The following is a 25312-nucleotide window of genomic DNA, read 5'->3' as shown; positions in this document are numbered from 1 at the left end:
CGTAGGGTTGGTCGGTGTGCAGGTGCGCCGGCCACCCGGCCAGGGTCCGGCCGCCCCAGGTCGGCACCGCCGGCGGGAGGCGCTGACACACCGGTGGCGGCACGGCTCTCCGGTCGGGTGGGCCGGCGTTCGGGATGAAGGCGGCAGGCAGGCACGGTACAACAGCTCGTGAGTCCTCTGGAGGGATGGGGAGTCTGCGGCGGGAACCCGCCTCCCAGCGGTCTCGCCGTGTTCCGGGCCGGCTGCTCGACCTGTGATCAGCGTTGCCGCCGAGCCCGCTGAAAAGCTCGGTTTTCGAGTCCTGCCGCGGACATGTTCCAATATCGATTGAAAATGCTCTGATGCTCATCGCTGAGATTGCCGCCCTTCCCCGAAGGGGAGCCGGCGTCGCACCAGAGCGACGGGTGAGCGGGAGATCTTGCTTTGCGTGACCTGTTGATCGTCCTACGTTACCGTAAGGCCGTCTCCTACGGTCATCACGTCCTTCTCGGCGCCCTGGAGACGCTCTCCACGGACATCTCCTACGACGTTCGCTTCGCGACGACCGCCGCCGAGGTCGTGGACGAGATCCGAAAAGAGCTGCCTGCGACCCACCGCGTATTGGTGCTCTGGTCCTTCTACTCGCCGGACGCCCTGACGATGGCGGAAGAGCTCCGTCGGATTCGGGCCGAGATCGACGACCCGGCCGTCGTCCACGTGGCCGGTGGGGTGCACGCGACCGCCGAACCCGTGCAGGTCTTGGACGCCGGCTGGGACATCGCCGCCGTCGGAGAGGGAGAGACGACCCTACTCCGGCTCGTCGCCGCCGGTGGCGATCCCACCGGCGTGCCCGGCCTCGTCTACCGCGACGGTGAGGGCGGCCTGGTCCGGACCGGCCGGGCCGAACGCCGGGAGCTGGACGAATACCCCGCCTTCTCCGTCCGCTGGAAGCGCTTCAACCCCATCGAGATCACGCGGGGATGCGTCTATGCCTGCCGCTTCTGCCAGACGCCGTTCATGTCCTCCGCGAAGTTCCGGCACCGCAGCGTCGAGGACGTCAAAAGGCACGTTGAGCAGATGGTCGCCCACGGTCGCCGCGACATCCGTTTCATCACCCCGACCTCCCTCTCCTACGGAAGCCGGGATGAGAACGTCAACCTGGAGGCCGTGGAAGAACTGCTCGCCACCTGCAAGTCGGTCGTGGGGAATGAAGGCCGGGTGTTCTTCGGAAGCTTCCCCAGCGAGGTGCGCCCCGAGCATGTCAGCGTCCAGGCGCTGCGGATCATCAAGCGGTACTGCGCCAACGACAATCTGATCATCGGCGCCCAGTCCGGCTCGACCAGGGTGCTGGACGCCGCCAAACGAGGGCACGGCGTCCAAGAGGTGCGCGATGCCGTGCGGCTCGCCGTACAGGAGGGCTTCCGCGTCAACGTGGACATGATCTTCGGAATGCCCGGGGAGGCGTCCGACGACGCGGCCGCATCTCTCGCCCTGGCCAGGGAACTGGCCGACCTGGGCGCGCGCATCCACGCGCACACCTTCATGCCGCTGCCGGGCACTCCCTGGCGGGAGGCGACGCCGGGACGCATCGACCCCGAGACCATGAACGCCATCGGCGAACTGACGGGCCGCGGAGCCCTGTACGGGCACTGGGAGCGCCAGCAGCGGCTCGCCGGTCAACTGGCCGACACGGCACGCGCGTATCCCCGTCCGGGAAAGAGCCGTACGCTCCTGCCCCTGGTTTCCGAGCAGGAACCGAGACCTCCGCACGGATCCGGCGACGCCGGTGCGGGGCGTGAGGCATGACCGATGCCATCATGATCGCCTCGGAGACCGGTGCCGGGGGTGGACATCGTTTCGCTGGAATCGCTTATGCGTACGGCATTGGCGGAGGTCTGTGGCGGCCTGCCGCCCAGGCCCGTCCGCCCTCGTGATCAGTGAGCCTTTTCAGGGGGCGCGGGTCTGGCGGACCTGTGGCGCGAGGATGGTCTTTGCGGCGCGTCCGGCCCGGTGCGGGCGGTAACGAACCGGCGCAGGATGCACCGGCTCCTCAAGCCGAGCGATGACCCGTTCGGCCGGGCTGTGGCGGCCGAGCGTGAGCCCACTTGGCCTCTTCTGCACTCCAGGCCTGCCACGCCCTCCTGCCGGGAGTTGGACACCGGCCGGCCGCATCGAGGCGATCCTTGTCGGCCAGGAGCGGTTGCCCGGCTGTCCGGAGGCGGGGCAAGATGCCCTGAGTCCGGGCGGTCCGCAGATCATGCACACCGCCGGGCTCGACCTGCGACACCCCCGGTGGGGCGTCATCGGGCCGTGGCACCCGCTGCGACAAGACTCGCCGTTCGCTGCCGGGCCGTCTTGGAGGTCACCGCCATCGACGAATGGCTCCACCGACTTCGGAACACGCCCTGGGCGAGAGCGGCGAACACGCGGAAGACCAGGCGTCCGCTTGGCGCAGGGATGTCGAGGACCTCGAGGCGCTGGCCTTTGCAGAGGTCCGGGCGCAGCCGACGAGCGCGTCGGTGTGGACCGCGGGTTCGGGGTCGAGAAGGTCGTCGGCGGCCTGGTGGATGACCGCGGAGGGCGGGAAGCCGCCCGAGGCGTCGTCGCGGCCGGGAGTTCAAGGAAAACGGTGCCCTCGCCGTTGTCGAGCACCCGAAGTTCTCAACGCGTTTGACCGGCGGGTTGAGGGACGTTCCGGCGGCGAGGAGGGCTTCGGGCAGGGTGTCGAGGAGGCGAACGACTCTCACCCCCGCTGAGAGCGGAGGCATTGCCGCCGTTCGCTGTTGCGATGCTGGCCCGCGTGCCTCCGGTCAGGCTTGGGTCGGCACGGTGGTGAGCTTGTGCACGAGGAGGTCGATCACGGCTCGTTTGTCGGCGTCGTCGTACCGGTGGGTGAGGAGGCCCTCGATGACGAAGGTGCCGATCGCCGTCATGGCGGGGATGTCGGCCTCGGCGGCGCCGGCGTTGCGGAGGGCGTCGGCGATCAGGCTGTCGGCGAGTTCGTGGAAGCCGGTGTGCCAGGTGTGGACGGCGGGTGAGACCGAGGCTCGGGTGTGGACGGTGTTGACGAGGCCGTGCAGCCGTTCGAGCCGGTCGACGGCCCATAGGAGCCGCTCGTTGAGCGGCCGGTCGGTGATGGTCGCGTATTGGGCGAGGGCTTCGGCGAGCAGCCGGTCCAGGACGGCGATGAGCAGGTCGTCCTTGTCGCGGAAGTACCAGTAGATCGTGTTGACGGTGACGCCGGCGTGCTCGGCGATCCGGCCCATGGACGTCGACTCGTAGCCGTCGTCGATGAACAGCCGCTGGGCGACGGCGAGGATCTCCTCGCGTTTCTCTTCGCGGTCCTGGAGGCGTCGGTTCCGGGGCACCCCCACACCCTATCTTGAACGCTCCTCAAGAAGAAGCTAGGTTTCTTGAGTGCTGTTCAAGAAGTGAGGTGGGACCCCATGGAGACCGACCACGCGGTCGCCAGGCTGCTCGCGATGGACACACCCGAGCTACTGGCGTTCTTCACCACGTTGCCCGCCCCGGAGGTCGAGGAGATGGACGGGGAGTACAGCGCTCGGCTGCTGGCCCAGCCCAACGCGTTCGCCTCGGTGACCGGGCGTGCGGCGGTGTCGAATCCGCTCGCGCCGTGGCTGTGCAAGGGATTTCGGCCCGTCGACGGCCGGACCGGGCGCGGCTACAACACCTTCCGCCAGTTCGGCCGCGTCCGGCAGCGCTATGCGATGCACACGCTCATCGCACCGTCGCGCTATGACGGCCGCCCCGCCTACACGCTGGTCTACCGCGCCTACGCCTCGATATGCGGGGCGATCAACATGGTCGACGAGGTCCGCCGCGCGGCACCCGGCGTCTACCTGGGCATCGGAACCTGGGGGTTCACCGCACGTCAGCGCCGCATCCCGCTTCCCTTCCTGCTCACCGGCCCCGTCGGCGCCTACCGCGGTGACATCGGCACCGCCCGCCGCGGCTTCACCCCGGGCCCGCGTGAACTGCCCGGCCACAAGGAAGCCGCCCAGTGACCAGGCGGCCGCTGCACCGCGCCGGACCGTTCTCGGCGACGGCGGCTTCGATGCTCGACGCGTGTACGCGCCCCCGCACCCGCCACCTCGGCATCACCGGCGAGACGGACGTCCTCGCCGACGCCTGCGAGACCGACGACCAGATCACCTCGACCCCGCCGGGCGGACGCATCGCCCGCATCGACTTCGGCAACGGCACCGACCTCGCGCCGGCCTTCTCCACCGCCGGCCTCCACGGCACCGGAAATCCCGACGTCGAGGCGCACCTCCCACCGCCCACCCTCCTGATCCGCGGCACCTGGACCGGCAGACGCCTCACCGGGCTGCCGGCCTGTCCCCGCTCCCCGCCCAGGCGTGCACGCCCGCAACCCTGCTCGGCGCCGATCTCATCACCCGGCTCCCCGGCAGCGGCCCCCTCCCCATCACCGACCCTCACATGACAGAAGAAACCCTCACATGACCAGCGACCCTCGCACCGCGCTCATCACCGGCGCCTCTGCAGGCATCGGCGCGACCTTCGCCCGCCACCTGGCCGCCCGCGGCTACCAGCTCCTGCTGGTCGCCCGCCGCACCGATCGCCTCCAGGAACTGGCCGCGGAGCTGACCCGCAAGCACGGCGGTGAGCGGCGCTATGAGGTGTTCACCGCCGACCTCACCGACCCCGCCGCCCCCAAGGCGATCATGGACTACGCGAACGCCCAAGGCCTGGACATCGACATCCTCATCAACAACGCCGGACTGTCGGGCAAGACCGCGTTCGCCGACACCCCCTGGGAGACCCTGGCCGGGGAGATCCAGCTGATGGTGACCGCCCAGACCGAACTCGCCCACCTGGTCATCCCCGGCATGAAGAAACGCCGCTGGGGCCGCATCGTCAACCTGTCCTCCCTCGCCGCGTTCGCCCCACCCGCCGCGAGCCTCCTCTACACCGGCATCAAGTCCTACGTCCTCAACGTCTCTCAGGCCCTTGACATGGAGCTCAAACCGCACGGCATCCACGTCACCGCCCTGTGCCCCGGCTTCACCTACACCGAATTCCACGACGTCATGGGCACCCGCGACCGAGCCAACCGGCTCCCTCGCATTCTGTGGCAGCAACCCGAAGCCGTCGTGGCCGAAGGCTGGAAGGCCGTCCAGAACGGCGAACCCGTGTGCATCCCCGGCCTCGTCAACAAGGTCTCCGCCGCCGCCATGAAACTCATGCCCATCCGCCTGAGCTACCTCGCAGGACGCACCCTCAACCCCTTCAAGAACAGCTGAACCCCTCCCTCGCCGCCGTGCACCGGCCGCCGGCCCGGCCCGCTGCGGAATTCATCGAGGACTTCTCAGACACCCCTAGGAAGAGGGGCGAGACGGGCCTTCTCGGCGGAATTGGACGGAGGGGGCGAGGTGGACGCCGTCCACTTCATCGTCAGATCCCGGCGAAAAGGCCAAAGCCTTGCTTTCCGGTGGCCCAGCGACGGATCTATGGGCAAGCACTATGGCTGACCTTCATTCCCAGTGGGCTGGCCGGTGTCGTAGAGTGCACGGGACGTCGGTGGATCCGAGACCGGCTCGCCTGGACCTTACGGGCCGCAGCCGATGCGCTCGGCTGCGGCCTTGGCCTCCCACTTCACAAGGACACCCGGCGCCGAACGACATGCCCCAAGCGTCACCGCCCAAGTGATCGCCGAAACCGATGTGGCGAGCTCCCTGCTGCACAAGCTGAGCAAGCACGCCGAGACGGCAGGACGCCTCGCCCGGCACAGCACCCCACAGGCAGCAACAGCGGCAGACCCGCTGCTTCAAGCGGCTCACCTCGGGCGCTCGACCGCACCAAGGAGAACCTCGCCAGTGGAGGCGGTCACCCTCCGACGAACTGAAGAACGCATCCCACCAGCCCCCGGGGAGAGCACCTCCCGGCTTCTGGAGGGAATCAGCACCAGCGCCCAGCGGCTCCGAAACATGGACCCCCGAGGGACCATCACCACCTGGCGCTATCTGGCGACCGCCGCAGCCATCACCTGCCAGGTGGCCAACCGGATCACCAGCGTCATGGCCTACCGGTACCGCGAGCTGGGCGAGAAAGACCTCGCTGCATCGCTCCTGGAAGCAGCCCGCCGCACAAGGCTCATCGGGATGAGATGGCAGGCCATCGCCCGAAACTGGCGCTCGCTCACCGGCATGCGCAGCGACCCGGCAACCGCCCCGGCCGCGATCGACGCCGGCGACCTGCTCATCCGCCTCGGCCGCCTCGTCTACGCCGACCCCGCCTGGATGCCCGGCCCACGCTGGACCACTCGGGTCGTCCCTCCAGAGCAACTCACCTCGAGCACCGAACACGCCGCCCGCATCGTCCTGGCCGTGCTTCAGTCGATCGAGGCCTGCAACGTCATGGCTGCCGCCCATCGCGCCGCCGTCAACGACGTCGCCCGACTCACCCTCGCCCACCGAGGACTACCGGCGTCCAGCGGACGCCACCGCCTGCCCGTCACGGCACGACGCTTCCTCACCAGATACGAAGGCGCCCTCCACCACGGGAAAGAAACCGCGATCCATCTCGGAGACACCGTCCTGAAGCTCGCCCCTCCGGGATCGGGCACCGCGGCCGAGGCGGCTCTCATCGCCCGCCGTGCCAACGCACCCAACAGTCACGAGACCCCAGCAGCCCTCGCCGCACAATCCTTCCCAAGCCTGACCGCTCAGGCCCTACGGACGCTTGCCCAGCAAGCTTCCTCGTGCCCACCGCCTCTGCCAACGCGATATGAGCCGTATCAGAGGAAATCAGGAATAGTGGGCAAATAAGGTCCTGCGGGTACTGCCCACTCTCTTCGGGTGAGCTGACGGTCAGAAGCATGAAGGCGTTGGAATGCTCTGTTATCTGTGCGCGTAGTCGATGAAGACGAGGCGTTCACCTTGGAACCTGTTGGCTGACTGGTTGCCTGAAGGCATTCGTGGTTGGCTCTGGTGCGTGACGTAAAAGCCATGAGTCATGTGCGTTTCTCGGTCATCCGAAGGGTAGCCATCACTTGTCATCGCTGGGCGGGTGCACCCGGACGGCCTCGGTATTGCGATCCTTGATATCCCTGAAGGGCAGTTGTCATATCCTCATGTTTGTTGATTGACGGGAATGGTGCTTCCCGAAAGCTAGACTTCCTCTGCGGGCTTCGGCGGCGGCCCGAACCGGGCCCCCTTCACCGACCGCGTCATCTTGCGGATCTCCTTCTCTGACAGGCCCTGCGCCCTTCGCAGGTCCGCGCCGGTCAGGGTTGCGTCGGTCAGGTCCGCGCCGGCCAGGTCCACGTAGTGCAGATATGCGTTGCTCAGGTCCGCGTCGGTCAGGTTCGCGCCGGAGAGGTTCACGTTGGTCAGGCGCGCGTCAGAGAGATCTGCAGCAGTCAGGGACGCGCCAGACAGGGTCGCATCGGTCGAGAACACGTCGGCCAGGCTCGCTTCGCTCAGGTCCGCGCCCTGTAGGTTCGCGTCGATCAGGGTCGCCCCGGTCAAGTCCGCGTCGGCCAGGTTCGCGTCGCTCAAGTCCACATCGGACAGGACTGCGTTAAGCAGGGAAGCGCGGGTCAGGCTTGCGCCGGACAGGTCCGCGCCAGACAGGTCGATAGGGTCGGTGTCGTGGTCGGTGTTGCGGCGGCCGATGACGGTGAGGGCGGCTTGCAGGTCGGGACGGAGCCGGGGCCGGGACCGCCTGGCGGAGCCGCCTTCTTCACCCTGGTCTGCGGGCTGGCCGATGATGTGGGCGTCGGGGTCGTGGGAGTGCTCGCGCACGAACGCGGCCAGCACGGCCATCACGGTGGGATGATCGCGCTCAGAGTCGCGGGCGATGCGCTCCAAGGCGTAGATACCGCCGAGCCGGACATCCAGCTTGTCTGAGCCAAGCTGCTCGATGGCAGCGGTGTAGCGGCTGGTCACCAGCCCTTGTTCGGTGAGCTCATGAGTGCGTTGCTGCCCACGCTCGGTGATCGTCGCGCTGTGGAAGGCCGCTTCGGCGGTTTGCTGGGCGGCAGTGGCCGTACGGCGGGCGGCGAAGGCGTTGATGGCGGTGAAGACCATCGCCGCTGCCGCCAGCACGCCAGTGAGGTAGGTGGTGATCCGGCCTCGCGCCCGATCCTTGGCCTCCAGCGCCTCCTTTTCACTCTCAGAGATCCCGTCACCGACCTGGACACCATCGGCGAAGCGCAGCCACCAGTCGATGCCTGGCCCCAGCACCCACACCACCACTGCCACTATGACCAGCGCGGCCGCCACCGCAAGCACGGCCACCACCCACAGCCACGCTCGCCGAGGGGGCTTTACCTCTTCGCTCACCCGTATCCTCTCTCGGCGTTCCTTGCAATCCTTGATCGTCCGCCGGTTAGAGAGCATGTCGCCTACACGCCGTTCCGAAAGCCTAGAGCTTCCAATCAGCACCGGATGACACAGGCGGATGAGAACTTTCTCTACGGGTTCTAGGATGCCCAACGAGTGCCCTAGATGTGATGTCCCGGGTGTGCAGCCTCTCCGGGCCGGCCCCGGGGCATCACATCTGGGGTCCGTTGTCACTGGGAGGCCAGACATTTGAGACGGCCGTAATGCGCGTTTGCCCAGGTAGTTGAACCGTTAGTGGGTTCTTACGCGAGAGTCTGGCCGGAACTCCTGTCGGAAGCGACTATCGTGCTGTCTCAGCCTCCCCGGACCATGCGTGCGATCGCCGGATGGTCCGGCAGGGCACCGGCCGCCTTCTGCGGCCGGGAAAGGAGGCTCACCTATTGCTGGGTGTCCCTGAGAAGAAGCTGGACGAGGGAGCGGGCTGGTACTGGCGCATCCGGATCGGCCTTGAGGTGATCAAGACCGGCCTGTGGATAGCCAACCAGTGGCTCCGGTCCGGCGGACCATTCGGTCCTCATCTGTAAGAGGACCAAGGGTCCCGCCTCGGGACTCTGGCCAGGTCGTGCAGGGATGGGGCCCTTCCTCGTCTGTGCTGCCCACAGCTATCCAGCACACCTGCGAACACGAGGCATGCCCAACATGGCGGGCCTTACAGGCTTGGCAGCTTAGGGCACCCCAGGCACTGGGGACCGCACCGGGGCACGTTCGTGTGGACACCTGTGCGTCAGAACATATCCGAAGGGCTAGACGGGCGTGTGGCCGGGTCCGCAGCCGGTCGTCACTGTTCTCAAGGGACAGGGAGATCTCTACCGTGCTTTTGTGAGCGATCTTCCCTCAGGTTCTAGCTCCTCGGGCACCTCTCAACTCCCGCGGGTCATCACTGCCGCGGTCTTCTTCGTCGTCGGGGTGCTCATCACAACCCCCGCTCTGAAGCGGGTGGTGAGGGACGGCCGTTCTGTTACCCCCACTCTCAGCGTCACGAGATCGGTGACGGCTTCCGCCACGCCGTCTGGGTCCTTCACGCCGGCTCCCTCCTCGCAGCCGACCGCGACGGTGACCGTCACATCCACCGCGGCCCCGCCAGTCACCGTGGTGCTTCCCAGCAGCATCACGGTCCGGACCAATAGCGGTGGAGGGGCGGTTCGAACCTGGCGACGGGGTTGCTGACCGCCTTCGGGAGCTCCTTGGCCGAGGTTGGGGCCTGTCTGGGGGCCTTATCCGGTCCTGGCCAGCCACTTCTGCAGTCGACAGGCACGAAACGAACGGTCAGGGGGCGACGAGCGTCGAACAGGGCAGCATCAATGACCTGTCGGAGGCCTTGCCGACGGTTCCATGCGCATCTCGCTCGAGATTTGGCCGTCAGGTGCGCGGCAAGATATACGATCAGACGTCTGATCGCCCACGAGGCGGTCATTGCGCTGGCAAAACGCTGGCGACAGATTGGTTGTCGAATTCAGCTTACTGAGATCAAGCAGTGGTCGTCGGGCGTCGCAGCAGGGCCGGGGCAGTAGTGGCCTTGAAGGGGAGTCAGACGGCGTAGGTGCGGACGTGGCAGGCGATTCCGGCAGTCAGGGCGGTGCCCAGGTTGTAGGCGGGGGGAGCGGTTGAGGGATTCGCGGCCGGCGTCGTAGCGGCGGGTGGTGCGCAGGTCGGCGTGCCCGAGGAACTCCTATACCACGCGCAACGGGTGGCCGCGGTCCAGCGATGGCAGGACGAAGCGTTTGGTATGACCGCCTTTGACCGGCAGGTCGATGGTGCACAGTGCCTGCGGTTGTAGCCGGGGCGCCGAAGGAGGCGCCGGTCACCGAGGAGACCCGGCGGCCGGTGGTGATTATGACCGCCAGCAGGGCGTAGGTGCGGCCGGCTCCCGCGTGGCTGTATAGGCCAGTAGATGCTCGAGCTCGTCCGCCGACAGCCCGCGGGTGGACGATTGGCGGGGCGGGACATTCCATGTCGGCGAAAGGGCTGCGGTCGCGGCGCCGGTGCGGACCAGGTAGGCGTACCAGGAACTGGTGGCGGCCAGGCGTCAGGCACGGGTGGCGGCGGGGGCAGCTTGGCCTCGCGCAGCGGCATACAGTTTGGCCTCGGCGGTGGGCACATCGGTGGCGTCCAGGCCGCGCGCTTGCGCGTAGACCAGCCACCAGGACATATCTCGCACGTGTCCAACCTGGGTGCGCGGGAAGGACCGGCGTTTCTCGCTCAGCCACGCGGCAGTGCTGGCCAGCACCGGCTCCGGCAGCCCCACGGCGCGCATCAGCTCAGCCAGCTTGTGGGGAGTGCAGGCCGGGACGCGGCTGGTGAACACCAGGCTGCCACTGGGGCGGGCGGCCGAGCTGGCCAGGGCGGCGGGGGTGGGTGCTGTTGCAGGGGGGTGTTACGCCGGCTGCTCCTTGGCCTGCCCGGCGGCCTGGCTGCCTTCTTGCTCCTTGCTGGCTGGAGCGGCGGGGGTGCCGTGGGTGACGGTGACGGTGGTGGTCGGTGCGCCGTCCCCCCGGGGCAGGGGCGGGGACGATGACCGCGCGGAGCAACTCGGCGATGATCTCGGCCCACTGCTCGGGGGTGAGCTGGCTGGTGCTGGTGAGCAGGCGCTCGGCGGCCAGATAGCGGGAGAACTCCAGCGGCTGGTCGAAGTAGGTGCGCAGGTAACGAGCGGCGGCCTCTTGGGTGCGGACGAAAGTCCGGCTGATGTAGCCGGCGGAGGCCACCGAGGCAGCCCCCAGCGTACCGGTGACAATGCTGGCCGTGGTCGTAGGGGCGTTGAGAGCGAGGACGGCGAAGACGACCAGCAGCGTGAACCCAATCGCCGTGGCGATCTGGGCATTGCGGAAGCTTGGACGGGCCTGCCCGGTGGCGATCTGGTGGTAGTAGTCCAGGCGCTTGTGGGTGACCTCCCACAGCTCGGGCAGGGAAAGCTGGTCGGTCCCTGTGAGCTCGCTTTCCGCGCGCTGCAGCTCTTGATGGGCTTGGGCCACACGCCGGATCTCAGCACGATGTAGCAAGGAGCTAAGCAGGGAAGCAATCCCGCCAGATCCCATAGCTCCCAAGGCCGAGAGAAGGGTCACCATCTCATTCTCTGGTGCTCCCGCCATGAGTACATGGTAAAAGGAATTACCATGTAGTTCTTGCTAGGAATTCGCAGGTGTCGGCCAGGTCGTACAGCCAGCAGCACCTCATTAAGAGCGGCGGCCGTTGGTCGCTGCGGTGGAATCGGCCGAGGCGGGCGTGCGGTCTGGCCAGTCCCGCCGCCGGCCGCCGACTATTCCTGGTCCGGCTGCGCGTGGTTACGCACGGCCTGGACGGCGACCCAGGTGAGGAGGAGGGGCACCAGGCACGACAGCGGTAGCATCCACCGGACGGGCCAGGAGGCTTCGGACAGTACCTCGACGTCTGACAGGAAGCCCGCCAGCGTGCCCATTGCCAGGAGCCCCAGAATAGGTAACGGGAGCGCCCACTAGAGCGTCGCCCTGCAGGGCGAGGGAGGAGGCGAGGACGACGGCGATGCCGATGCACAGGCCGCTGAGGGACCTAGCACCCAGTGATGATGTCCGGCCTCAACGATACCGCCGAAAACGCCGCATGCGGCGGCCAGCGGAACGACCGGGAGCAAGAACGGCAAGGCAGGTCGTGAGTCGATCACCACTCCATCGTGCAGGATGCCGCCAGCCTGGTCAGGAGGGAGCAGCCAAACCCTTCGACCACTAACCGTTCCGGTCCTCTCTCGGCCCTAGGGCGTGTTTCGGAGTGTGGTGAGTGTCGGCGTGTTGTGCGCCGGGCGCGGTGAGGTCTCCGGGAGACGGGGTTTCTGGCCAAGAACACCTCTTGAACCGGAGACCTCGTGGCCACTCCAGCGGTGACCAGGCGGTTCGACCTGACCGATGCGCAATGGGCAGTCCTTGAGCTGCTGCTGCCCGCCGCCCGGCGGCCAGGTCGACCGTCCACGTGGAGCAAACGGCATCTGATGGACGGGCGGGATCCGCCGGCGGATGTGCACCGGAGCGCCGTGCCCGCCTGCCACGGCTCCTGGCAGGTGGTCTACGGGCTGTGTTCCGGCGCTGGCGACGCGCAGGCGTCTGGGCGTGCGTCCTGGCCGCCCCGCGGACCTGGGCCGATGCGGCCGGGCTGATCGACTGGCAGGTGAGCGTCGATGCGATCATCATGCGGGTCCATCGGCACGCCGCCGGGGCCAGGCGGCACGGTGTGCTGTGGCGCGAGCCGCCCGGCTGGGTGGTCGCCGAGCTGGCCGATCACGCGCTGGGCCGCTCCCGCGACGGGTCGTCGACCACGGTGCTCCTGGGCCTGTGAGCAGGGACAGATGTCGTCGCCGCCGGTGGTGACCGCTGGGCAGCGTGGGAGTGCCCCGCGGTTCGAGGCGGTGATGGCCAGCATCAGGGCCGTCCGCCTCGGGCCGGGCCGTTCGCGGACCCGGCCCAAGACAGGTGCGGACCGATGAGGCGTACTCCCCTCAGGCGATCCGTGCTCACCTGCGCCGCCGTGGTATCGCCGCCACGATCCCTGTTCCGGCCGACCAGGTCCGGCACCGGCGGCGGGGCAACCGCCCGCCTTCGATTCGGTCGACTACCGGGGCCGTCACGCTGTGGAGCGGGGAATCACCCATCTGGGGCGTCATCGGGCCGTGGCCACCCGCTATGACAAGCTCGCCGTTCGCCATCAGGCCGTCTTGGAGGTCACCGCCATCAACGAATGGCTCCACCAACTTCGAAACACGCCCTGGCTCAGGCTGGCGGAACGGCCCCAAGGCTCGAGGGCTTCCCGGAGCGCCGATCTGGCGGCAGGTGGCGGGCAGTCAAGACAGAAATTCAACCACGGGACGAAGGACGTCGAGAGCAAGCCTCTGGGTATCGGGTCGTTGGGGTGGTGAAGGTGCCTCCTATCAAGGGCTTTGCGAATTTCAGGGAGTAGCGACGCAATGTCCACCAATGCTCCCAACATCCCTTGAGAACGTTTTATCCTCCCATGTCCAGTTTAATCTCGTTGGGGAAATCTCGCTGGAGTTGGGGAGTGTTGGGCGTGCGTGACGAAGAGTCTAGTCGGGTTGTTGCATCATGGTAGCTGAGTTGTCTTTGCCTGGTATGGGTAAGGTGCTGACAACTTGATTCTGGTGCTTTATAATCTTCTCTGTGAGTCTTGATAATTTGTCGTTTGATGATCCTGACGACGAGCTGAATGTTTTTTCTGCTTATGACCTGGTGTTGTCTTATCGCGACATCACCGATCTTGATTGGGGTGAAGTGGCGGAAAGGAGGCTCATAGAGCAGCGTCGTGGGCTGGTCGTACTTCAGGCCACGGTTCTCGAGGACCTCATTGACGATTTTATAATGTATCTTGCTGATGCTCCAGATCAAAATGCCTACTATGAAAAGCTTGTCAAGAAGACAATGGGTCCGAGGGTGGAAAAACTGGAGGATCTGATGAAAGAAAAGGGTCTAAATGATGCGCGAGGCAAAGAGTTGATAGAAAGACTGAAGAGGATTGTGGAACGGCGAAATTTGTTGGCCCATGGAATTTTGCAACTGCAGCCTGTTGAGAATGTAAAGCTTCCTTTGAAGAAGGCTTTCGAGCTCGAATGGGTGATAGTGGATCGTCGTTCAGGGGTTTCGCAGCGCCTAAGCATGCTGCAATTGAGGAAAGATTTTTATGAAGTGATTGATTGCTTTTATTTGATGCTGTCTTATATGGATCATATGCTCAAGATTGCGCCGAAGCCTAAACATTTTAAAGGGGGTATGTACCTTACTCTTCCTGACTGAGTGAAATCGACCCATTGTCTTATTTGTTGGTGCATGATGCTCACTAAGTTTTCTTCGATGATTTGGAGCCCTGGAGTGTAGTGGAAATCCGAGGGGTGGGGAAAGACCTTGACGTGGAGTAGGCGGGATGTCACCGAGCGGGCTACGGCGCTCTCGCGGGTGGACGTAGAGAGGTCGGTTGGGACTGCCTGGCTGCATCGTACCCCTGGCAGGAGGTGTCACGATGTGCAACATGCTCCGTATTTGATGAGAAATCCTCGTTAGTCCATTTTTGATGATGTTGGCGAAGGTTCGATGGCTCCCTGGGGCTAATTCCTTAGATGATGATGTTGGAGCTGATTTTCGTGAAGTCGCTCACCGGGATTTTGTTTTTCGGTGGACTTTTGGGTGGCTAGGCGCACTGTTTCATGGATGCTGTAGGGGAAGTCGTCGCCGGCGATCTGGGGCGGGGTGCGGACCTTGGGTTGGATGCCTTCGAGAGGCCGGGACTCTGTTTTTTTCTTGGTGGGGTGTGGTCTTGGAGTCTCCGGAGATCTCCGAGGCGGAGGGATCGGTGGCTCGGGTGGCCTCTCGGACGGCTTGGGCGATGATGTGATGGGGCAGGTTGGTGGCGACCTCCAGGGCGAGACGGAGATCTTCGGGAGATAAGTCCTGGGAGCTTTGAGTCTGGAGCTCGTTGATGAGCTTCAGCGCCTGCTGTTCTTGACGGCGGGCTCGCTGCTCGTGGAGGCCTGGACTGTGTCCGCTGTCGACCCATCGAGTGCCGGTGCCTTCGGGGAGGGGGTGCCTGTCGCCTGCTGGTTCGCCGGTGCGGACGTTAGGGTCTCGGGCGAAGAAGGGAATGGCCTCCCGCATGGCCTCCAGGCGAGATAGGCCTTGGTTGCGGAAACGGTCGTAGTGACCCATGCCGTGCGGGTGGAGTCGACGGAGGCGTTCTTCGCACTTGTCGACGGCGATGGCGGCGGCCCTGTGTGCGGTGCTGTAGGGGATGGCGGCACTCCATGCCCGGGCGACCTGGAGAAGGTCGGCCTGCTGGAGCCACTTGGGGTCGTGGACCGGGGCCCAGCGTGAGCGGGCTTGCTCGAAGAAAGCCCGTCTGGCCAGTTCGGCCCGTCGGTGGGCCTCCAGGTGCTGTGTCCGCTGCGCGTGTTGGACGCGTTGCAGGCGGCGTTGGTAAGCCTGGCCGCCTATAACGGCGAGGGCGATGAACTGGGTGAGTCGCTGGCCGGTGTGCGTGAGACCTTCGGCGATGGGCTCGGAGTGCTGCTCGGGCATCGTTGTCTCCAGGTCAGGGATGCTTGGCGTTCTGCGGTCGAAGCCGGGCCGGGCTGTCGGCGGGTGTCAAGGCGGGATCGTCTGGCGGCGTCGGTGGCCTCAGGGGAAGCGGGAAGTCCTGGCGGGCCAGCTCGTCGACGGAGCCGATGCGCGAGGTGACGGCCGCGGTGAGCGCGCCGGTGACGATGGCGGGTTCGACGTTCAGGCGCTGGGCGAGGCGGGCGACTTGATGGGCCACCTGGTGCGGCGGCAGCCGGGCGGTGATGGCGGTGGCGGCGTGGACCGCTGCCATCCGGTCCTCGGGGCTTTCGAGGTTTCCACCGGCGCGCCCGGCCGCGGCGTCGATGATGAGGGCCGGTAAGGGAACGGTGGAGCTCAACGCTTTTCGGACGCCTGCTGGGCCGTGACGATGCAGTAGATCGGCGGGATCTCGGCCGTCAGGAAGGACGACGGCGTCGATGCGGCCCGGGAACTTCGCCAGGACGCTGGTCCATGCCCGTTCGAGAGCGGCCTGACCGGCGGGATCGCCGTCCAGAGCGATGATCAGCCCGGTCCTCGGTAGGTCGGTGAGACGTCCGAGGACGCCGAGTTGGGTGTCGGTGAGAGCGGTGCCGCAGGTGGCGACGGCGGCGTACTCCTGCGGGGCGGCGGTGTTGACGGCGATGGCGTCCAGTGGGCCTTCGACCAGGACGGGCCGGGCTCCGGCGGCGAGCCGCTCGCGTGCCTCGTACAGGCCGAACAACAGCTCACCTTTGCGGAAGAGGGGCGTCTCCGGGCTGTTGAGGTACTTGGGGCCTGCGACGTCGGCTCGCCGACGGCCGATGAAACCGGCGATCGCACCGTCGCAGGTGCGGATCGCCAGCATGGCCCGGTCGCGGAAGGTGTCGTACAGCCGACCGCTGCGGCGTGCTCGGCGGGCCAGGCCGGATGCCACGATGGCCTCGTCGGAGTGACCGAGCCGGCGCAGGTGCCGGATGAGGAGCTGCCAGGCCTTCGGGGCGTAGCCGATCTCCCACTGCCTTTGGACGCCCAGGTCGAAGCCGCGTTCGCTCAGGTAGGCGGGCACCCAGCTGCCGCGGAGCCGGGAGATGAAGAAGTCGTGGGCGGCGAGCTGGAGCTCGGCAAGTTCGTCCCGGGAGACCTTGCCGCTCTTGGATGGGGCGGTCGGTGCCATGGGCCGCTCTGCCCGTGGGACCGTGCCCGTGAGGGCAGGGATGCCGAGGGGCGGTAGTGAGTTCAGGTCTTTGCGGAGCCGGGCGGTCGTTCGCAGGATCCGATCCGCGACCGTCCGGATGGCCGCTGGAGGATTGGCGCGCGGATCGCTGCCCGCCCAGCGGGCCACTGCGGGAAAGGACAGCCCTGCGGGTCGCAGGCCGAGGTGGGTGAGCAGGAGGTAGGCGATGGAGTCTGCTTCGACCCGCCGGACGCCGTGACATGCCGTCGTCCCGTCATGGCATTCGCCGTGGAGCCGGATGTGGCCGAGCTGGTGGCCGAGCGCGGCCGCCGCGCTCGGCCCGTCCAGCTCGGCAGGGATGCTGATGAGCCGTTCCGGCGGTCCGGTGTAGGTCCAGCCGCTGTTGCGGTCGACCTGAAAGCCTTGGTCGACGGCGAGCCGGCGGAGCCGCTCCCACGCCTGGTCGGGCGTCGGGCCCTGCGGCGGTTCAAGGGCACCGCCGTCCGCCTGGGAGGTCTGGGAGATGTCGAACACCGGGCGGGGTACGCCGCGCGGAGAGAGGATCCGGATCCCGGACTCGCCCTTCCGCACTTGCCGTCCGCGCGCCCTCCACTCCTCGTAGGGCCGGACCTCGGTCGCGGTCGGCATCTGAACATGGATCAGCAGGGTGTTGCCGAAGCCATAGCGGCCATGCCGGGCGGCCAGTTCCAGCCACCAGGACCATGACGACGCACCCGAGTGAAGCCGTGCCGTCTCCTGCGCGACGATGCCGTGCAACCGGTCGGGCTCTCGCCGCTGCTCGCTGCCGTCTGGAAGCCGGCGGCCGGGGGCGGCCGATGGAGGGGAGCCGGACATGTTCTAGCCCTCGCTTCCGGTGCGGGTCTCGTGGTCGTCCTGCATGTTGTTCCAGCCGGACCGCATGCGTCGGTGAGCCTCTTCTCGGAGAGCGGCGAGACGGTCATTGGCGATGGAAAAGCCCATCGTGCGCAGCCTGCGGCCGAGGCCGGCCTGGCTGAGCCGTACGCCTTGCCGCTCGGCGTCGAGGAGGATTCGGCAGGTGGCCTTCAGCAGTTCCTCGGCGGAGGAGGCGGGGCGTCCAACCGCCTGCTCCGGCGGACCTGCCGTCTCAAGGCCGCAGGAGCACGGTGATGAGGATGCGTTCGGTCGGGCCATCTCGGCCGGCAGCCGTCGCAACGCGATGCGGTCCGCGAGTGGGGCGTGCCAGCGCCATGCCCAGCGGCCGTACCGTCGCTGGAGATGGGAGACGGCGAGCAGGTGGCGGTATTCCAACTCGAGGGCCCGGCGGTAGGTGGTGATGTGCCACAGGACCATGCGCCGCCACAGCAGGGCCGTGGAGAGCGGAGCCAGCAGCCAGCGGGCGACCGGGATGCGTTCGATGCGGGTGCCGGTGGCCAGCCCCACCCATTGGCGGATCAGGTGCCGCACGCCCTCGACCACCGTGATGAACAAGACGGGCATCGCCGCGTGCATGACGATCCCGGCGGCATCACCGGCGGCGGCCAGGACGTTGACCGTCACGGTGCCGGCGATGAAGGTCCAGGCGACCCAGCGCAGCACTGGCCAGGGCAGCGCCAGGTGCTCCATCAGCAGGTCCCAGGCCAGCAGGAGGAAGATGCCCACGTCCATGCCGACTGGAACGATCCAGGCCAGTTCCCCGAACCACGGCTCGGCCATGTCGCGGATGGTGGTGAACGAGCCGATCCCGCCCAGCACCCCCAACATCAAGATCAGCGGAGTGAGGACGGCGATCGCGGTCCTCACGGCCGCCCCATGCCTCCCGCTGATCTGCGCGCCCGGCGGCTGACCTGACGGCTCGCCCGCCTGGGCCGGTCCCACAAGGCCGGCCGGGGTCACCGGCGTCTCCTGTCCAGCATCCAGACGAGCGTTCGGGCGACGATCCGCGCGTCCTGGACACGCCCGAGCAGCCGCCCGTGAGCGGTCACGTAGACGTACACGCCTTCGGCGCCGGCGCACAGCACCGTCTCCGTCCAGCCGGTCGGCGTGCGGAGCTTGAGCTTCCAACGGCCGTTGCGCGGTTTGCGGACCCGGACCCGCACCCCCAGCCGAATCAGCTCATGCCGTAACCGCAGCAGGTGAACCTGCCGTTCGTCCAGCTCACTTCGCCTCCCCTGCGCGGCGTCCGCATCGTCTGCTCCCCGTGGTGTCGGCTGACGACTCCTGTGCCGTCAACTAAAGTTCTCGACGCGAGGATGCATCCCCTATGAGCAACTGTCAACTATGAGATATGAACTTCGAAGTTATTGATCACAAGCAACGGATGGAAAGGTGATGACACAGCAGGACATCGGAGGCAAGGGCCCAGGCCCTTCGGCGACTCTGGCGGACAAGATCGAATGGCTGATCCAGAACATGTGGCCGCCGGACGCGCCGCCGCCCAAGAACAACATCGCCGTCGCCGCAGCCATCAGCGCCGTCACCGGCGAGGAGATCTCGTCCACCACCGTGTGGAAGCTGCGCACCGGCCGCCAGGACAACCCGCAGCTGCGCACCCTCACCGCCCTGGCCGCCTTCTTCGACGTTCCCCTCGGCTACTTCGGCCCCGCGCCCGAGGCCCGCTCCATCGACGCCGATCTGACCTTCCAGGCACTCCGCCACAAACTCGACGACGGCACCATCCGCCCCGAGGTCCTGCGCGCCTTCACCGACCTGCCCGCCGACATCCGCTGGCTCGTTGACGAACTGATCATGACCGCGGCCCGCGCCGCCCGTCGGCACGCCGAGAGCTGAGCCCGGAACGTTCGGAGGGCATCCAGCCGGTGGCGCCGCCGCCCTGACGAGACGTCCACGCGGGCGGGCCGTCGCTTTTCCGTCCGAGGGCACCGCCGCTCCCACCGTTCACCGGGTGCTCTCCGGCCCGGGTCGACGGGGCGGTGAAGCAGGGGACGGCGGCCGCAAGAGGCTCGATGCCTGGTCCGCCTGCACGTATGTTCCGCCGGCGGGCCGACCCCGTCACGGGTGGACGCTCCTCGGGCAGGTCGGTGGGCCGGGGGCCCTTCCCGGCCGGGCGGGGGCATCGGCGCTTGGGGGTGGAGCGCCTGACCGGCCGGGAAGGGGGTCGACACGACGGAAGGGCTGAAGGGGTCAGGCCGCCGTACCGTCGAGGCCTGTGCTTTCGTGGAGGGCGACGATCGCCTCGGCCGCCGCGGTGAGGTCGGCGAGAGGGAGCCGACGGCGGCCGCGGGGACCGTCCCAGCGGAAGTGGCCGTCCTGGCACCAGACGGTCAGGCCGGTGACCACCGACAGCACTGCGAGGCGCGAGCCGGGCTCGGAGCGGCTCTGCAAGATGAGGTTGTCGAAACCCCGTAGCGCAAGCAGCGTCTTCAGCGCGGTGACGGCCTCGGCCTCGTCGTGCTCCCAGGCGGCCGGGGCGAAGCCGTCCGGGCGGGCGGGCAGGGGAACGGCGAACCAGGTGGCCTTGCCGCGCACGACCGGGTTGGCCAGCCGGGACCGGGTCGCATAGAAGCCCCATCGTCCGTTGCTCAGCGCTTCGACCAGCATCAGGCCGCGTCCGTCCTCGGCGGTCAAGTCGGCGGCGCCGCAGGGGGAGCGACGGGGAGGCTCACAGGACTGGTCGAACACGGAGACCACCAGCTCATGGCCGTCCGCGGAGAGCCTGCGATACATCCACAGCTCCAGCGCCGGGGCAGACCCCATCACCCCGCCCGATGAGCGCGCGGCGTGCTGGAGGGCGTTGGTCGCGATCTCGCTGACCATCACCTCGACGTCCTCGGCCGGCTCGCCGGTGACGCCCAGGGCGCCGAACTCTTCCGCGGCGTTCGTGCGCGCCACGGCGGCGATGGTCTCGTCCGCCGGCAGTGCCCAGGCGGCTCCTCCCGGGCGGCAGCTCAGCGGCCGGGACGACGGCACGGACGTCATGCGGTCGGCGTTCCGGCAGGACCCAAGGGCCTTGCCGGCGACGGTCGTGGGCGCCGTCGGGCGAGGGGGAGGAGGGTCGGCCATCTGAGAGTCCTTCGTTTCCGGGGGCGGCGGCTCGGCCGTGGCCCCTGTCCGTCCCCGATGCGCCGAGCAGGCCCAGATCCCGCGGGCGGCCAGGAGAAGCCGAGTGCCCACTAGCATGAACTCTGAACTTCAAAAATGGAAGCTCCAACTTGGAAGTTGTCCAATGGATGATCAATGTCGGATTCCACTGGGTTCTCTGGGATGATCGGACGCGACAGGCCACGCCCATCCCTTCTGGAGCCGCCCATGCCCGCTCCGCCGCACCGGCGCAGCCCCACCATCCGCCGCCGACGCCTGTCCCGCGAACTGCGTCGGCTGCGGGAGGAGAGCGGCCTGACCGCCGAGGAGGTGTGGCGCCGGCTGGAGTGGTCGGCGGGCAAGCTCAGCCGGATCGAACAGAACGACTGGCGCCGTCCCAACCCCAGGGACGTCAAGGACCTGCTCGACCTGTACGGCGTCACCGACGAGGCCCGTCGCCAGGCCCTGATCACCCTGGCCCGCGAATCACGCGAACGCGGCTGGTGGGAGACCGAGTTCGGAGACGTCCTCGGTGGCGACTACGCCGGGTTCGAAGCGGAGGCCGACCGGATCTACTCCTATGAGCCGTTGGTCATCCCCGGCCTGCTGCAGACCGCCGCCTACGCCCGCGCCGTCATCCGCGGCGACATGATCCGCGACCCGGAGGAGGTCGAACGCCGCGTGGCGCTGCGCATGAAGCGTCAGGCCATCCTCACCGCCCCCAACCCGCCCATGCTGTGGGCGATCGTGGACGAGGCAGCCCTCCACCGTCCCTTCGGCACCCGCGAGGACCGCATCGAGCAGCTCGAGCGCCTGATCGCCACCAACGACAGCGACCACATCACCGTGCAGGTCATCCCGTTCAGCGTCGGCATGCACCCCGGACTGGCCTGCGGATTCGCTCTGCTGGACTACGCCCATCCCGACGAGTCGTCCATCGTCTACGTCGAGATGGGCGGCCACGCGCTCTACCTGGAGAAGGCGGAAGACCTCAAAAGTCATAGTCTGAGGTTCCAGCACCTCCAAGCCGCCGCCCTCGACAAGGACGCCACCACGGAGTTCCTGCGGCGGCTGCTCGCCGACCTGAAGTGAGAACCATGACCGACTCGTCCTCGAGCCTCCACCCGAACCTCGACGGCGCCGTCTGGCGCAAGGCGCGCCGCAGCCAGGGCAGCACCGGCAACTGCGTCGAAGTGGCCCGCGCTGCCGACATCGTGGCCGTCCGCGACTCCAAGGACCCCCACGGGCCCGTCCTCATCCTGTCCCTCGCCGCAGCCTGCCGGACCGCCGTCGCCATCAAGCGGGGCGACCACGACCTTTGAACCTCGCCGTGAGCGAGTGACCCGGCAACTCCCGAAGTCCATTCGGTCGTCTCCGGCGTAGGTCGCTTGGAGACCCGTCACAGTGTGGCGGTCCGAGCCGTCCGGTGGGATCGGACTGGGCGACTGCGTGTTCCGGTGGGAAGCATGGCCGTCGCCGCTTCCGCTTTCGGGTCCTCTTCCCCGCGTGGCGGGGAGTGGCTCCATCAAGGGGACGCCGCACGGGGATGCGAGGAGGGCTCTTGGCTCCCATCGGCCCTCGCACCGGCGGCTCTCTTCGTTCATGTGAGCAGGGGGTTTTGGTCTTGCCGGATGCCGGCAGCCGCTCGCGTATGCGGGGACGGCTCTTGCGGCGGTGAACGTCGTCGGCTGTCTTGATCTGTTCGCCGGCCTGGCGGCTCGGGGCAGGCGGTAGCGTTCCTGCGTGGTCAATGTGGATCCTGAGCGGTCTGAACGGAGCCGATGGATCGTCCACGGTGAGCGGGTCGTCGATGAGAACCGGCATATCCGCCTCTCGGTCGCTGACGTGGAGCTGCCGAACGGTGTGCGTTTCGAGCAGTACGTGATCAGGCTTCCCCGATGCGCGATGACGCTGGTGCTGGATGAGCCGGGGGAGCGGATCCTGTTGATCTGGAGGCATCGGTTCATCCTCGATCGGTGGGACTGGGAGATTCCCGGCGGTTACGTGGACGCCGGTGAGGATGGGGCCGTTGCGGCGGCCCGGGAGGTCGAGGAGGAGACCGGGTGGCGGCCGCGCAACGTGAAGTTCTTGCTGACGTATCAGCCCGCCGTCGGGTCCGCTGACGCCCCCCAGGACCTGTATGTGGCGCGGGGGGCCGACCTGGTCGGGGAGCCCGAGCCCGATGAGGCGGAGTTGGTGCGGTGGGTGCCCATCGAAGAGGCTCAGGCCATGATCACCCGTGGGGAGATCGTGGGAGCGGCCACCGTCATCGGAGTACTGCACGCCGTCGCAGAGCGGGCAGCCTCGTCACGGCGTACGAGGTGAGTGCCTTCACCTGTCGGGTGCCGGAGTAAGGGGACAGGTCGTGCAGCAGGTTGCCGATGGAGGTGACCGCACGGGCAGAGCCGAGGCCGGCGGTCAGGTCGACGGCCTGCTGGCCCGCCTTGCATGCCTGCTCCACCTCGCCTTGCACGGCATAGCCGCTGGCGAGCAAAGAGATGTTGAGCGCCTTCCCGCGAATGAACCGCGGATCCATGCGCAGTGAGCGGAGGGCGTGCCGCTCGGTCTGGGCACCTTGCCCGAGTGCACGGAAGCAGTGCCCGATCTTGGCGGCGAAGTACGCCTCGTCGAAGTAGGACAACCACGGCGGCAGGTCGTCGTCTTGGGCCTGGCAGAACGCCGACTCGGCGCGTCGTAGTGCGCGGGCGCAGGAAGCGGTGTCGGCGCGGAGCGCGTGGGCGTGGGCTTCCAGCACCAGGCTTTCCGCCTCCAGAACGGTCAGGCCGGCCCGCCTGCCGGCGGCCTGCGCGGCCTGGGCCATGTCGATCGCCTGATCAGGCTGCATGACGTAGATGGCCTGCTGACTCATCGCCGCGAGGATCTCGCCGCCGAGCCCGCAGTCCTCGGCGAAACGGGCCAGTGAGAGGGCCTGCACCAGATACCACTGGGCGAGTCCTTGAAGCTCCAGGTCGTGGGCTTGCCATCCGCACAGGTGGACCAGCTCTGCCGCTGCGGAAAAGAGCTGCCTGCGAACGGGCTCGGTGCAGCGTGCGTCCCGCAGCAAGGGGACGATGTCGGTGCCGAGATAGTCGACGACGGTCCTGCGGATCCGGCGGGCGCCCATCTGGTTGTCCAGCACGCGGAAGGCATGCACCGCTTCGCGGATCTCCCGCACGTCCTCCATGCCCAGTTCACGCGCGCCATCGCCTGGACCCAGCGCCGTCCTGGGGGCGATCAGCCAGCGGAGGGCGGCCGAGGGGTAGGCGACAGAGTCGAAATCGGACTCGGTCGGCGTTCGCCGGCCTCTCAGGTCCGCACACGCGAGATCGTTGAGGGCGTCGGCCGCCTCGTCCGGAGTCATCGGCATCCGAAGCACGGAGTGCTCGGGCATCTTCCTGGGCGCGAACCCGAGATCGGCAGGGGTGATCGGACGGCCGAGCCTGCTGGAGAAGATCTCCGCCAGCAGCGCCGGTACCGGCGGACGCGGCTCTTCTCCGCGCAGCCACCGCCGTACCGAGGTGTGATCGTATCGCGGTGCCGGATATCCGCGCTCCACGGCGAGGTCGACGACCCTCCGAGCCAGTCCCTTACGGGAGAAACCCGCTTCGATGATGAGCGTGTCGAGCCGGCGGTTGGGCTCTTGCGGCTGCTGTGCCAACGCAGGCTCCCTTCCGAATCCGGGAACGCGTTGAGTGTGCCATACGTCACTTTTCGTGAGCTGTCGCTTCGTGATTCACACCCCCTGCGCACACCCCCACCACCCGATCCACGTCTCCACCGCCTCATACGCGCCTTCTGCGACCGGAGCGGCAGTCGGTTGCATGGGCATCGAGACGGAGGAACGAATGCCGAAGCAAACCTTGGCGCAGCGCATCGCCGCACAGCTGCGAGAGGCAGCCGATGCCGCCGAACGTCTTGACCGGACATCCCGCTCGACGATCCACCCGAGCTGGTCGGCCGGCGATCTCTTCTCCTGGACCGTCGTTGAGAACTTTGGCGACCCGCCCGGACTCGGAGCGGTCGGCGCCTGCGACGACCTCGGACGCGCCATCGACAGGCTGGCGGACGCGCTGCAGGACTCTCCACTCGGCGCAGTCGGACTGCTCCACAAGGTCACGCTCGACCTGATCGAAAACGGCTACTGGTACACCGACCTGCTCGCCCGGGCCGTCGTAGAAGGCACTACCGATGTGGCGGTGGCGTGCGAGGGGATGTCAGGTGGCCTCTCAGAGCCGTTGAGCGATGTGTTCGCCGAGGCCGTGCGTGCATGCGAGGACATCCGGCCTGCGTCCTTCAGCAGGACGACATGACGCCCTCTTAGGGCAAGGAAGTCAGGAATGAGGGACGTCGCTTGGTGAAAGTCGGCTGGGCTGATGAAAGCTCGGGTCAGCGGCATCACTGCAAGCGACTGTTCCTGACCTCTTCCGAGAGGGATGACTGCTCAATCGGAGCATGGGCGCGGCACTGGCCGGTGATGGCGGTCAACTGCACGTCCGCCTGAATGTGGATTCGGATACGTAAGGCTCGCTGTTCTTGAAGGACAGCAGGTCGTGGCTGCGTTGCGGCACATCACTGCATTCCTTGCGTCGAGATAGCCGCTGTATAGCGCGGAGGCCTCAGAGGCGTGTCCTTCTGCCTTCAGTGCATGACGAGAGGCGCGTCGAACCTTAACACTGGATCGAGACGGATGAATCCTCCGAACCCTCTGG

General features: G+C 67.2%; 23 protein-coding genes. 13 read left to right on the top strand and 10 right to left on the bottom strand.

The features are described from left to right. The first annotated feature begins 423 nt into the window (after positions 1 to 423). The gene (locus tag EIO00_RS07140) at positions 424 to 1785 is read left to right on the top strand and encodes a TIGR04013 family B12-binding domain/radical SAM domain-containing protein (RefSeq protein WP_140176408.1); all 1362 of its coding nucleotides are present in this window, start codon (positions 424 to 426) and stop codon (positions 1783 to 1785) included. Between the two features lie 1004 nt (positions 1786 to 2789). On the opposite strand, the gene EIO00_RS07135 is transcribed toward EIO00_RS07140, so the two are convergent. Next, positions 2790 to 3347 carry a TetR/AcrR family transcriptional regulator gene (locus tag EIO00_RS07135; protein WP_140176407.1) on the bottom strand — a complete coding sequence of 186 codons (558 nt, stop codon included), beginning with the start codon at positions 3345 to 3347 and terminating at the stop codon, positions 2790 to 2792. Positions 3348 to 3425: 78 nt separating this feature from the next. Here EIO00_RS07135 and EIO00_RS07130 point away from each other — a divergent pair, with 78 nt between their 5' ends. From EIO00_RS07130 to EIO00_RS07115, 4 genes are all read left to right on the top strand, one after another. Beyond that, entirely contained in the window at positions 3426 to 4004 is a 579-nt protein-coding gene (locus EIO00_RS07130) for a hypothetical protein (RefSeq protein ID WP_140176405.1), read from the top strand. After that, a complete protein-coding gene (locus EIO00_RS07125) occupies positions 4001 to 4444 on the top strand; it encodes a hypothetical protein (RefSeq protein ID WP_140176403.1) in 444 nt (147 codons plus the stop codon). The genes EIO00_RS07130 and EIO00_RS07125 overlap by 4 nt, the downstream gene beginning before the upstream one ends. A 16-nt stretch (positions 4445 to 4460) precedes the next feature. Then, positions 4461 to 5264 (top strand): SDR family NAD(P)-dependent oxidoreductase, encoded by an 804-nt coding sequence (locus tag EIO00_RS07120; RefSeq protein ID WP_140176401.1) that lies wholly within the window; start codon positions 4461 to 4463, stop codon positions 5262 to 5264. Between the two features lie 573 nt (positions 5265 to 5837). Continuing rightward, on the top strand, positions 5838 to 6788 hold the full coding sequence (locus EIO00_RS07115; RefSeq protein WP_140176399.1) for a hypothetical protein: 951 nt from the start codon (positions 5838 to 5840) through the stop codon (positions 6786 to 6788). A 342-nt stretch (positions 6789 to 7130) separates the two neighbouring features. Here EIO00_RS07115 and EIO00_RS07110 read toward each other — a convergent pair whose 3' ends face one another. Beyond that, the gene (locus EIO00_RS07110; RefSeq protein WP_161602668.1) at positions 7131 to 8306 is read right to left on the bottom strand and encodes a pentapeptide repeat-containing protein; all 1176 of its coding nucleotides are present in this window, start codon (positions 8304 to 8306) and stop codon (positions 7131 to 7133) included. Positions 8307 to 8746: 440 nt separating this feature from the next. Between EIO00_RS07110 and EIO00_RS24120 the strand changes: the two genes are divergently transcribed. Next, the gene (locus tag EIO00_RS24120; protein ID WP_161602667.1) at positions 8747 to 8890 is read left to right on the top strand and encodes a hypothetical protein; all 144 of its coding nucleotides are present in this window, start codon (positions 8747 to 8749) and stop codon (positions 8888 to 8890) included. 336 nt (positions 8891 to 9226) lie between these two features. Here the strand turns inward: EIO00_RS24120 and EIO00_RS07105 are convergent, their stop codons facing one another. The 3 genes from EIO00_RS07105 to EIO00_RS25785 form a co-directional block, all read right to left on the bottom strand. Beyond that, positions 9227 to 9478: a hypothetical protein gene (locus tag EIO00_RS07105; RefSeq protein ID WP_140176395.1), complete on the bottom strand. Its 252-nt coding sequence runs from the start codon at positions 9476 to 9478 to the stop codon at positions 9227 to 9229. Positions 9479 to 10392: 914 nt separating this feature from the next. After that, the gene (locus tag EIO00_RS07100) at positions 10393 to 10620 is read right to left on the bottom strand and encodes a hypothetical protein (RefSeq protein WP_206664064.1); all 228 of its coding nucleotides are present in this window, start codon (positions 10618 to 10620) and stop codon (positions 10393 to 10395) included. A gap of 4 nt (positions 10621 to 10624) precedes the next feature. Beyond that, positions 10625 to 11401, bottom strand: a complete 777-nt coding sequence (locus tag EIO00_RS25785; RefSeq protein ID WP_338325915.1) for a TRADD-N-associated membrane domain-containing protein — start codon at positions 11399 to 11401, stop codon at positions 10625 to 10627. Positions 11402 to 12407: 1006 nt separating this feature from the next. On the opposite strand from EIO00_RS25785, the gene EIO00_RS24770 reads away from it, so the two are divergent. Together EIO00_RS24770 and EIO00_RS07085 are read left to right on the top strand one after the other, a co-directional pair. Then, positions 12408 to 12668 carry a hypothetical protein gene (locus EIO00_RS24770; RefSeq protein ID WP_206664063.1) on the top strand — a complete coding sequence of 87 codons (261 nt, stop codon included), beginning with the start codon at positions 12408 to 12410 and terminating at the stop codon, positions 12666 to 12668. Between the two features lie 836 nt (positions 12669 to 13504). Further along, entirely contained in the window at positions 13505 to 14134 is a 630-nt protein-coding gene (locus EIO00_RS07085; protein WP_140176389.1) for a hypothetical protein, read from the top strand. Positions 14135 to 15422: 1288 nt separating this feature from the next. Here EIO00_RS07085 and EIO00_RS07080 read toward each other — a convergent pair. The 3 genes from EIO00_RS07080 to EIO00_RS07070 all read right to left on the bottom strand — a co-directional run bounded on the left by EIO00_RS07080 (position 15423) and on the right by EIO00_RS07070 (position 18661). Further along, positions 15423 to 17360 (bottom strand): toprim domain-containing protein, encoded by a 1938-nt coding sequence (locus EIO00_RS07080; protein ID WP_161602666.1) that lies wholly within the window; start codon positions 17358 to 17360, stop codon positions 15423 to 15425. A gap of 81 nt (positions 17361 to 17441) precedes the next feature. Next, positions 17442 to 18365, bottom strand: coding sequence for a DUF2637 domain-containing protein (locus EIO00_RS07075; protein ID WP_140176385.1), 924 nt, complete (start codon positions 18363 to 18365; stop codon positions 17442 to 17444). Positions 18366 to 18454: 89 nt separating this feature from the next. Next, positions 18455 to 18661 (bottom strand): hypothetical protein, encoded by a 207-nt coding sequence (locus EIO00_RS07070; RefSeq protein ID WP_140176383.1) that lies wholly within the window; start codon positions 18659 to 18661, stop codon positions 18455 to 18457. Between the two features lie 232 nt (positions 18662 to 18893). On the opposite strand from EIO00_RS07070, the gene EIO00_RS07065 reads away from it, so the two are divergent. Further along, a complete protein-coding gene (locus EIO00_RS07065; protein ID WP_140176381.1) occupies positions 18894 to 19352 on the top strand; it encodes an XRE family transcriptional regulator in 459 nt (152 codons plus the stop codon). A 354-nt stretch (positions 19353 to 19706) separates the two neighbouring features. Here the strand turns inward: EIO00_RS07065 and EIO00_RS07060 are convergent, their stop codons facing one another. Then, positions 19707 to 20501 carry an ATP-binding protein gene (locus tag EIO00_RS07060; RefSeq protein WP_338325910.1) on the bottom strand — a complete coding sequence of 265 codons (795 nt, stop codon included), beginning with the start codon at positions 20499 to 20501 and terminating at the stop codon, positions 19707 to 19709. A 330-nt stretch (positions 20502 to 20831) separates the two neighbouring features. On the opposite strand from EIO00_RS07060, the gene EIO00_RS07055 reads away from it, so the two are divergent. From EIO00_RS07055 to EIO00_RS07045, 3 genes are all read left to right on the top strand, one after another. Further along, positions 20832 to 21695, top strand: coding sequence for a helix-turn-helix domain-containing protein (locus EIO00_RS07055; protein ID WP_140176378.1), 864 nt, complete (start codon positions 20832 to 20834; stop codon positions 21693 to 21695). 5 nt (positions 21696 to 21700) lie between these two features. Then, positions 21701 to 21925: a DUF397 domain-containing protein gene (locus tag EIO00_RS07050; protein WP_140176376.1), complete on the top strand. Its 225-nt coding sequence runs from the start codon at positions 21701 to 21703 to the stop codon at positions 21923 to 21925. Between the two features lie 430 nt (positions 21926 to 22355). Next, on the top strand, positions 22356 to 22928 hold the full coding sequence (locus EIO00_RS07045) for an NUDIX hydrolase (protein WP_140176576.1): 573 nt from the start codon (positions 22356 to 22358) through the stop codon (positions 22926 to 22928). On the opposite strand, the gene EIO00_RS07040 is transcribed toward EIO00_RS07045, so the two are convergent. Continuing rightward, entirely contained in the window at positions 22870 to 24261 is a 1392-nt protein-coding gene (locus EIO00_RS07040; RefSeq protein WP_140176374.1) for an NsdA family TPR-like regulatory protein, read from the bottom strand. The two genes, EIO00_RS07045 and EIO00_RS07040, sit on opposite strands and share 59 nt — an antisense overlap. Positions 24262 to 24424: 163 nt before the next feature. Here EIO00_RS07040 and EIO00_RS07035 point away from each other — a divergent pair, with 163 nt between their 5' ends. After that, a complete protein-coding gene (locus EIO00_RS07035) occupies positions 24425 to 24913 on the top strand; it encodes a hypothetical protein (protein WP_140176372.1) in 489 nt (162 codons plus the stop codon). Positions 24914 to 25312: the final 399 nt, after the last annotated feature.

The organism is Thermomonospora catenispora, assembly GCF_006363815.1.
Lineage (GTDB): Bacteria > Actinomycetota > Actinomycetes > Streptosporangiales > Streptosporangiaceae > Thermomonospora > Thermomonospora catenispora.
The sequence above is the reverse complement of the archived record's forward strand: the minus strand, read 5'-3'. Positions and strand labels throughout refer to the sequence as shown.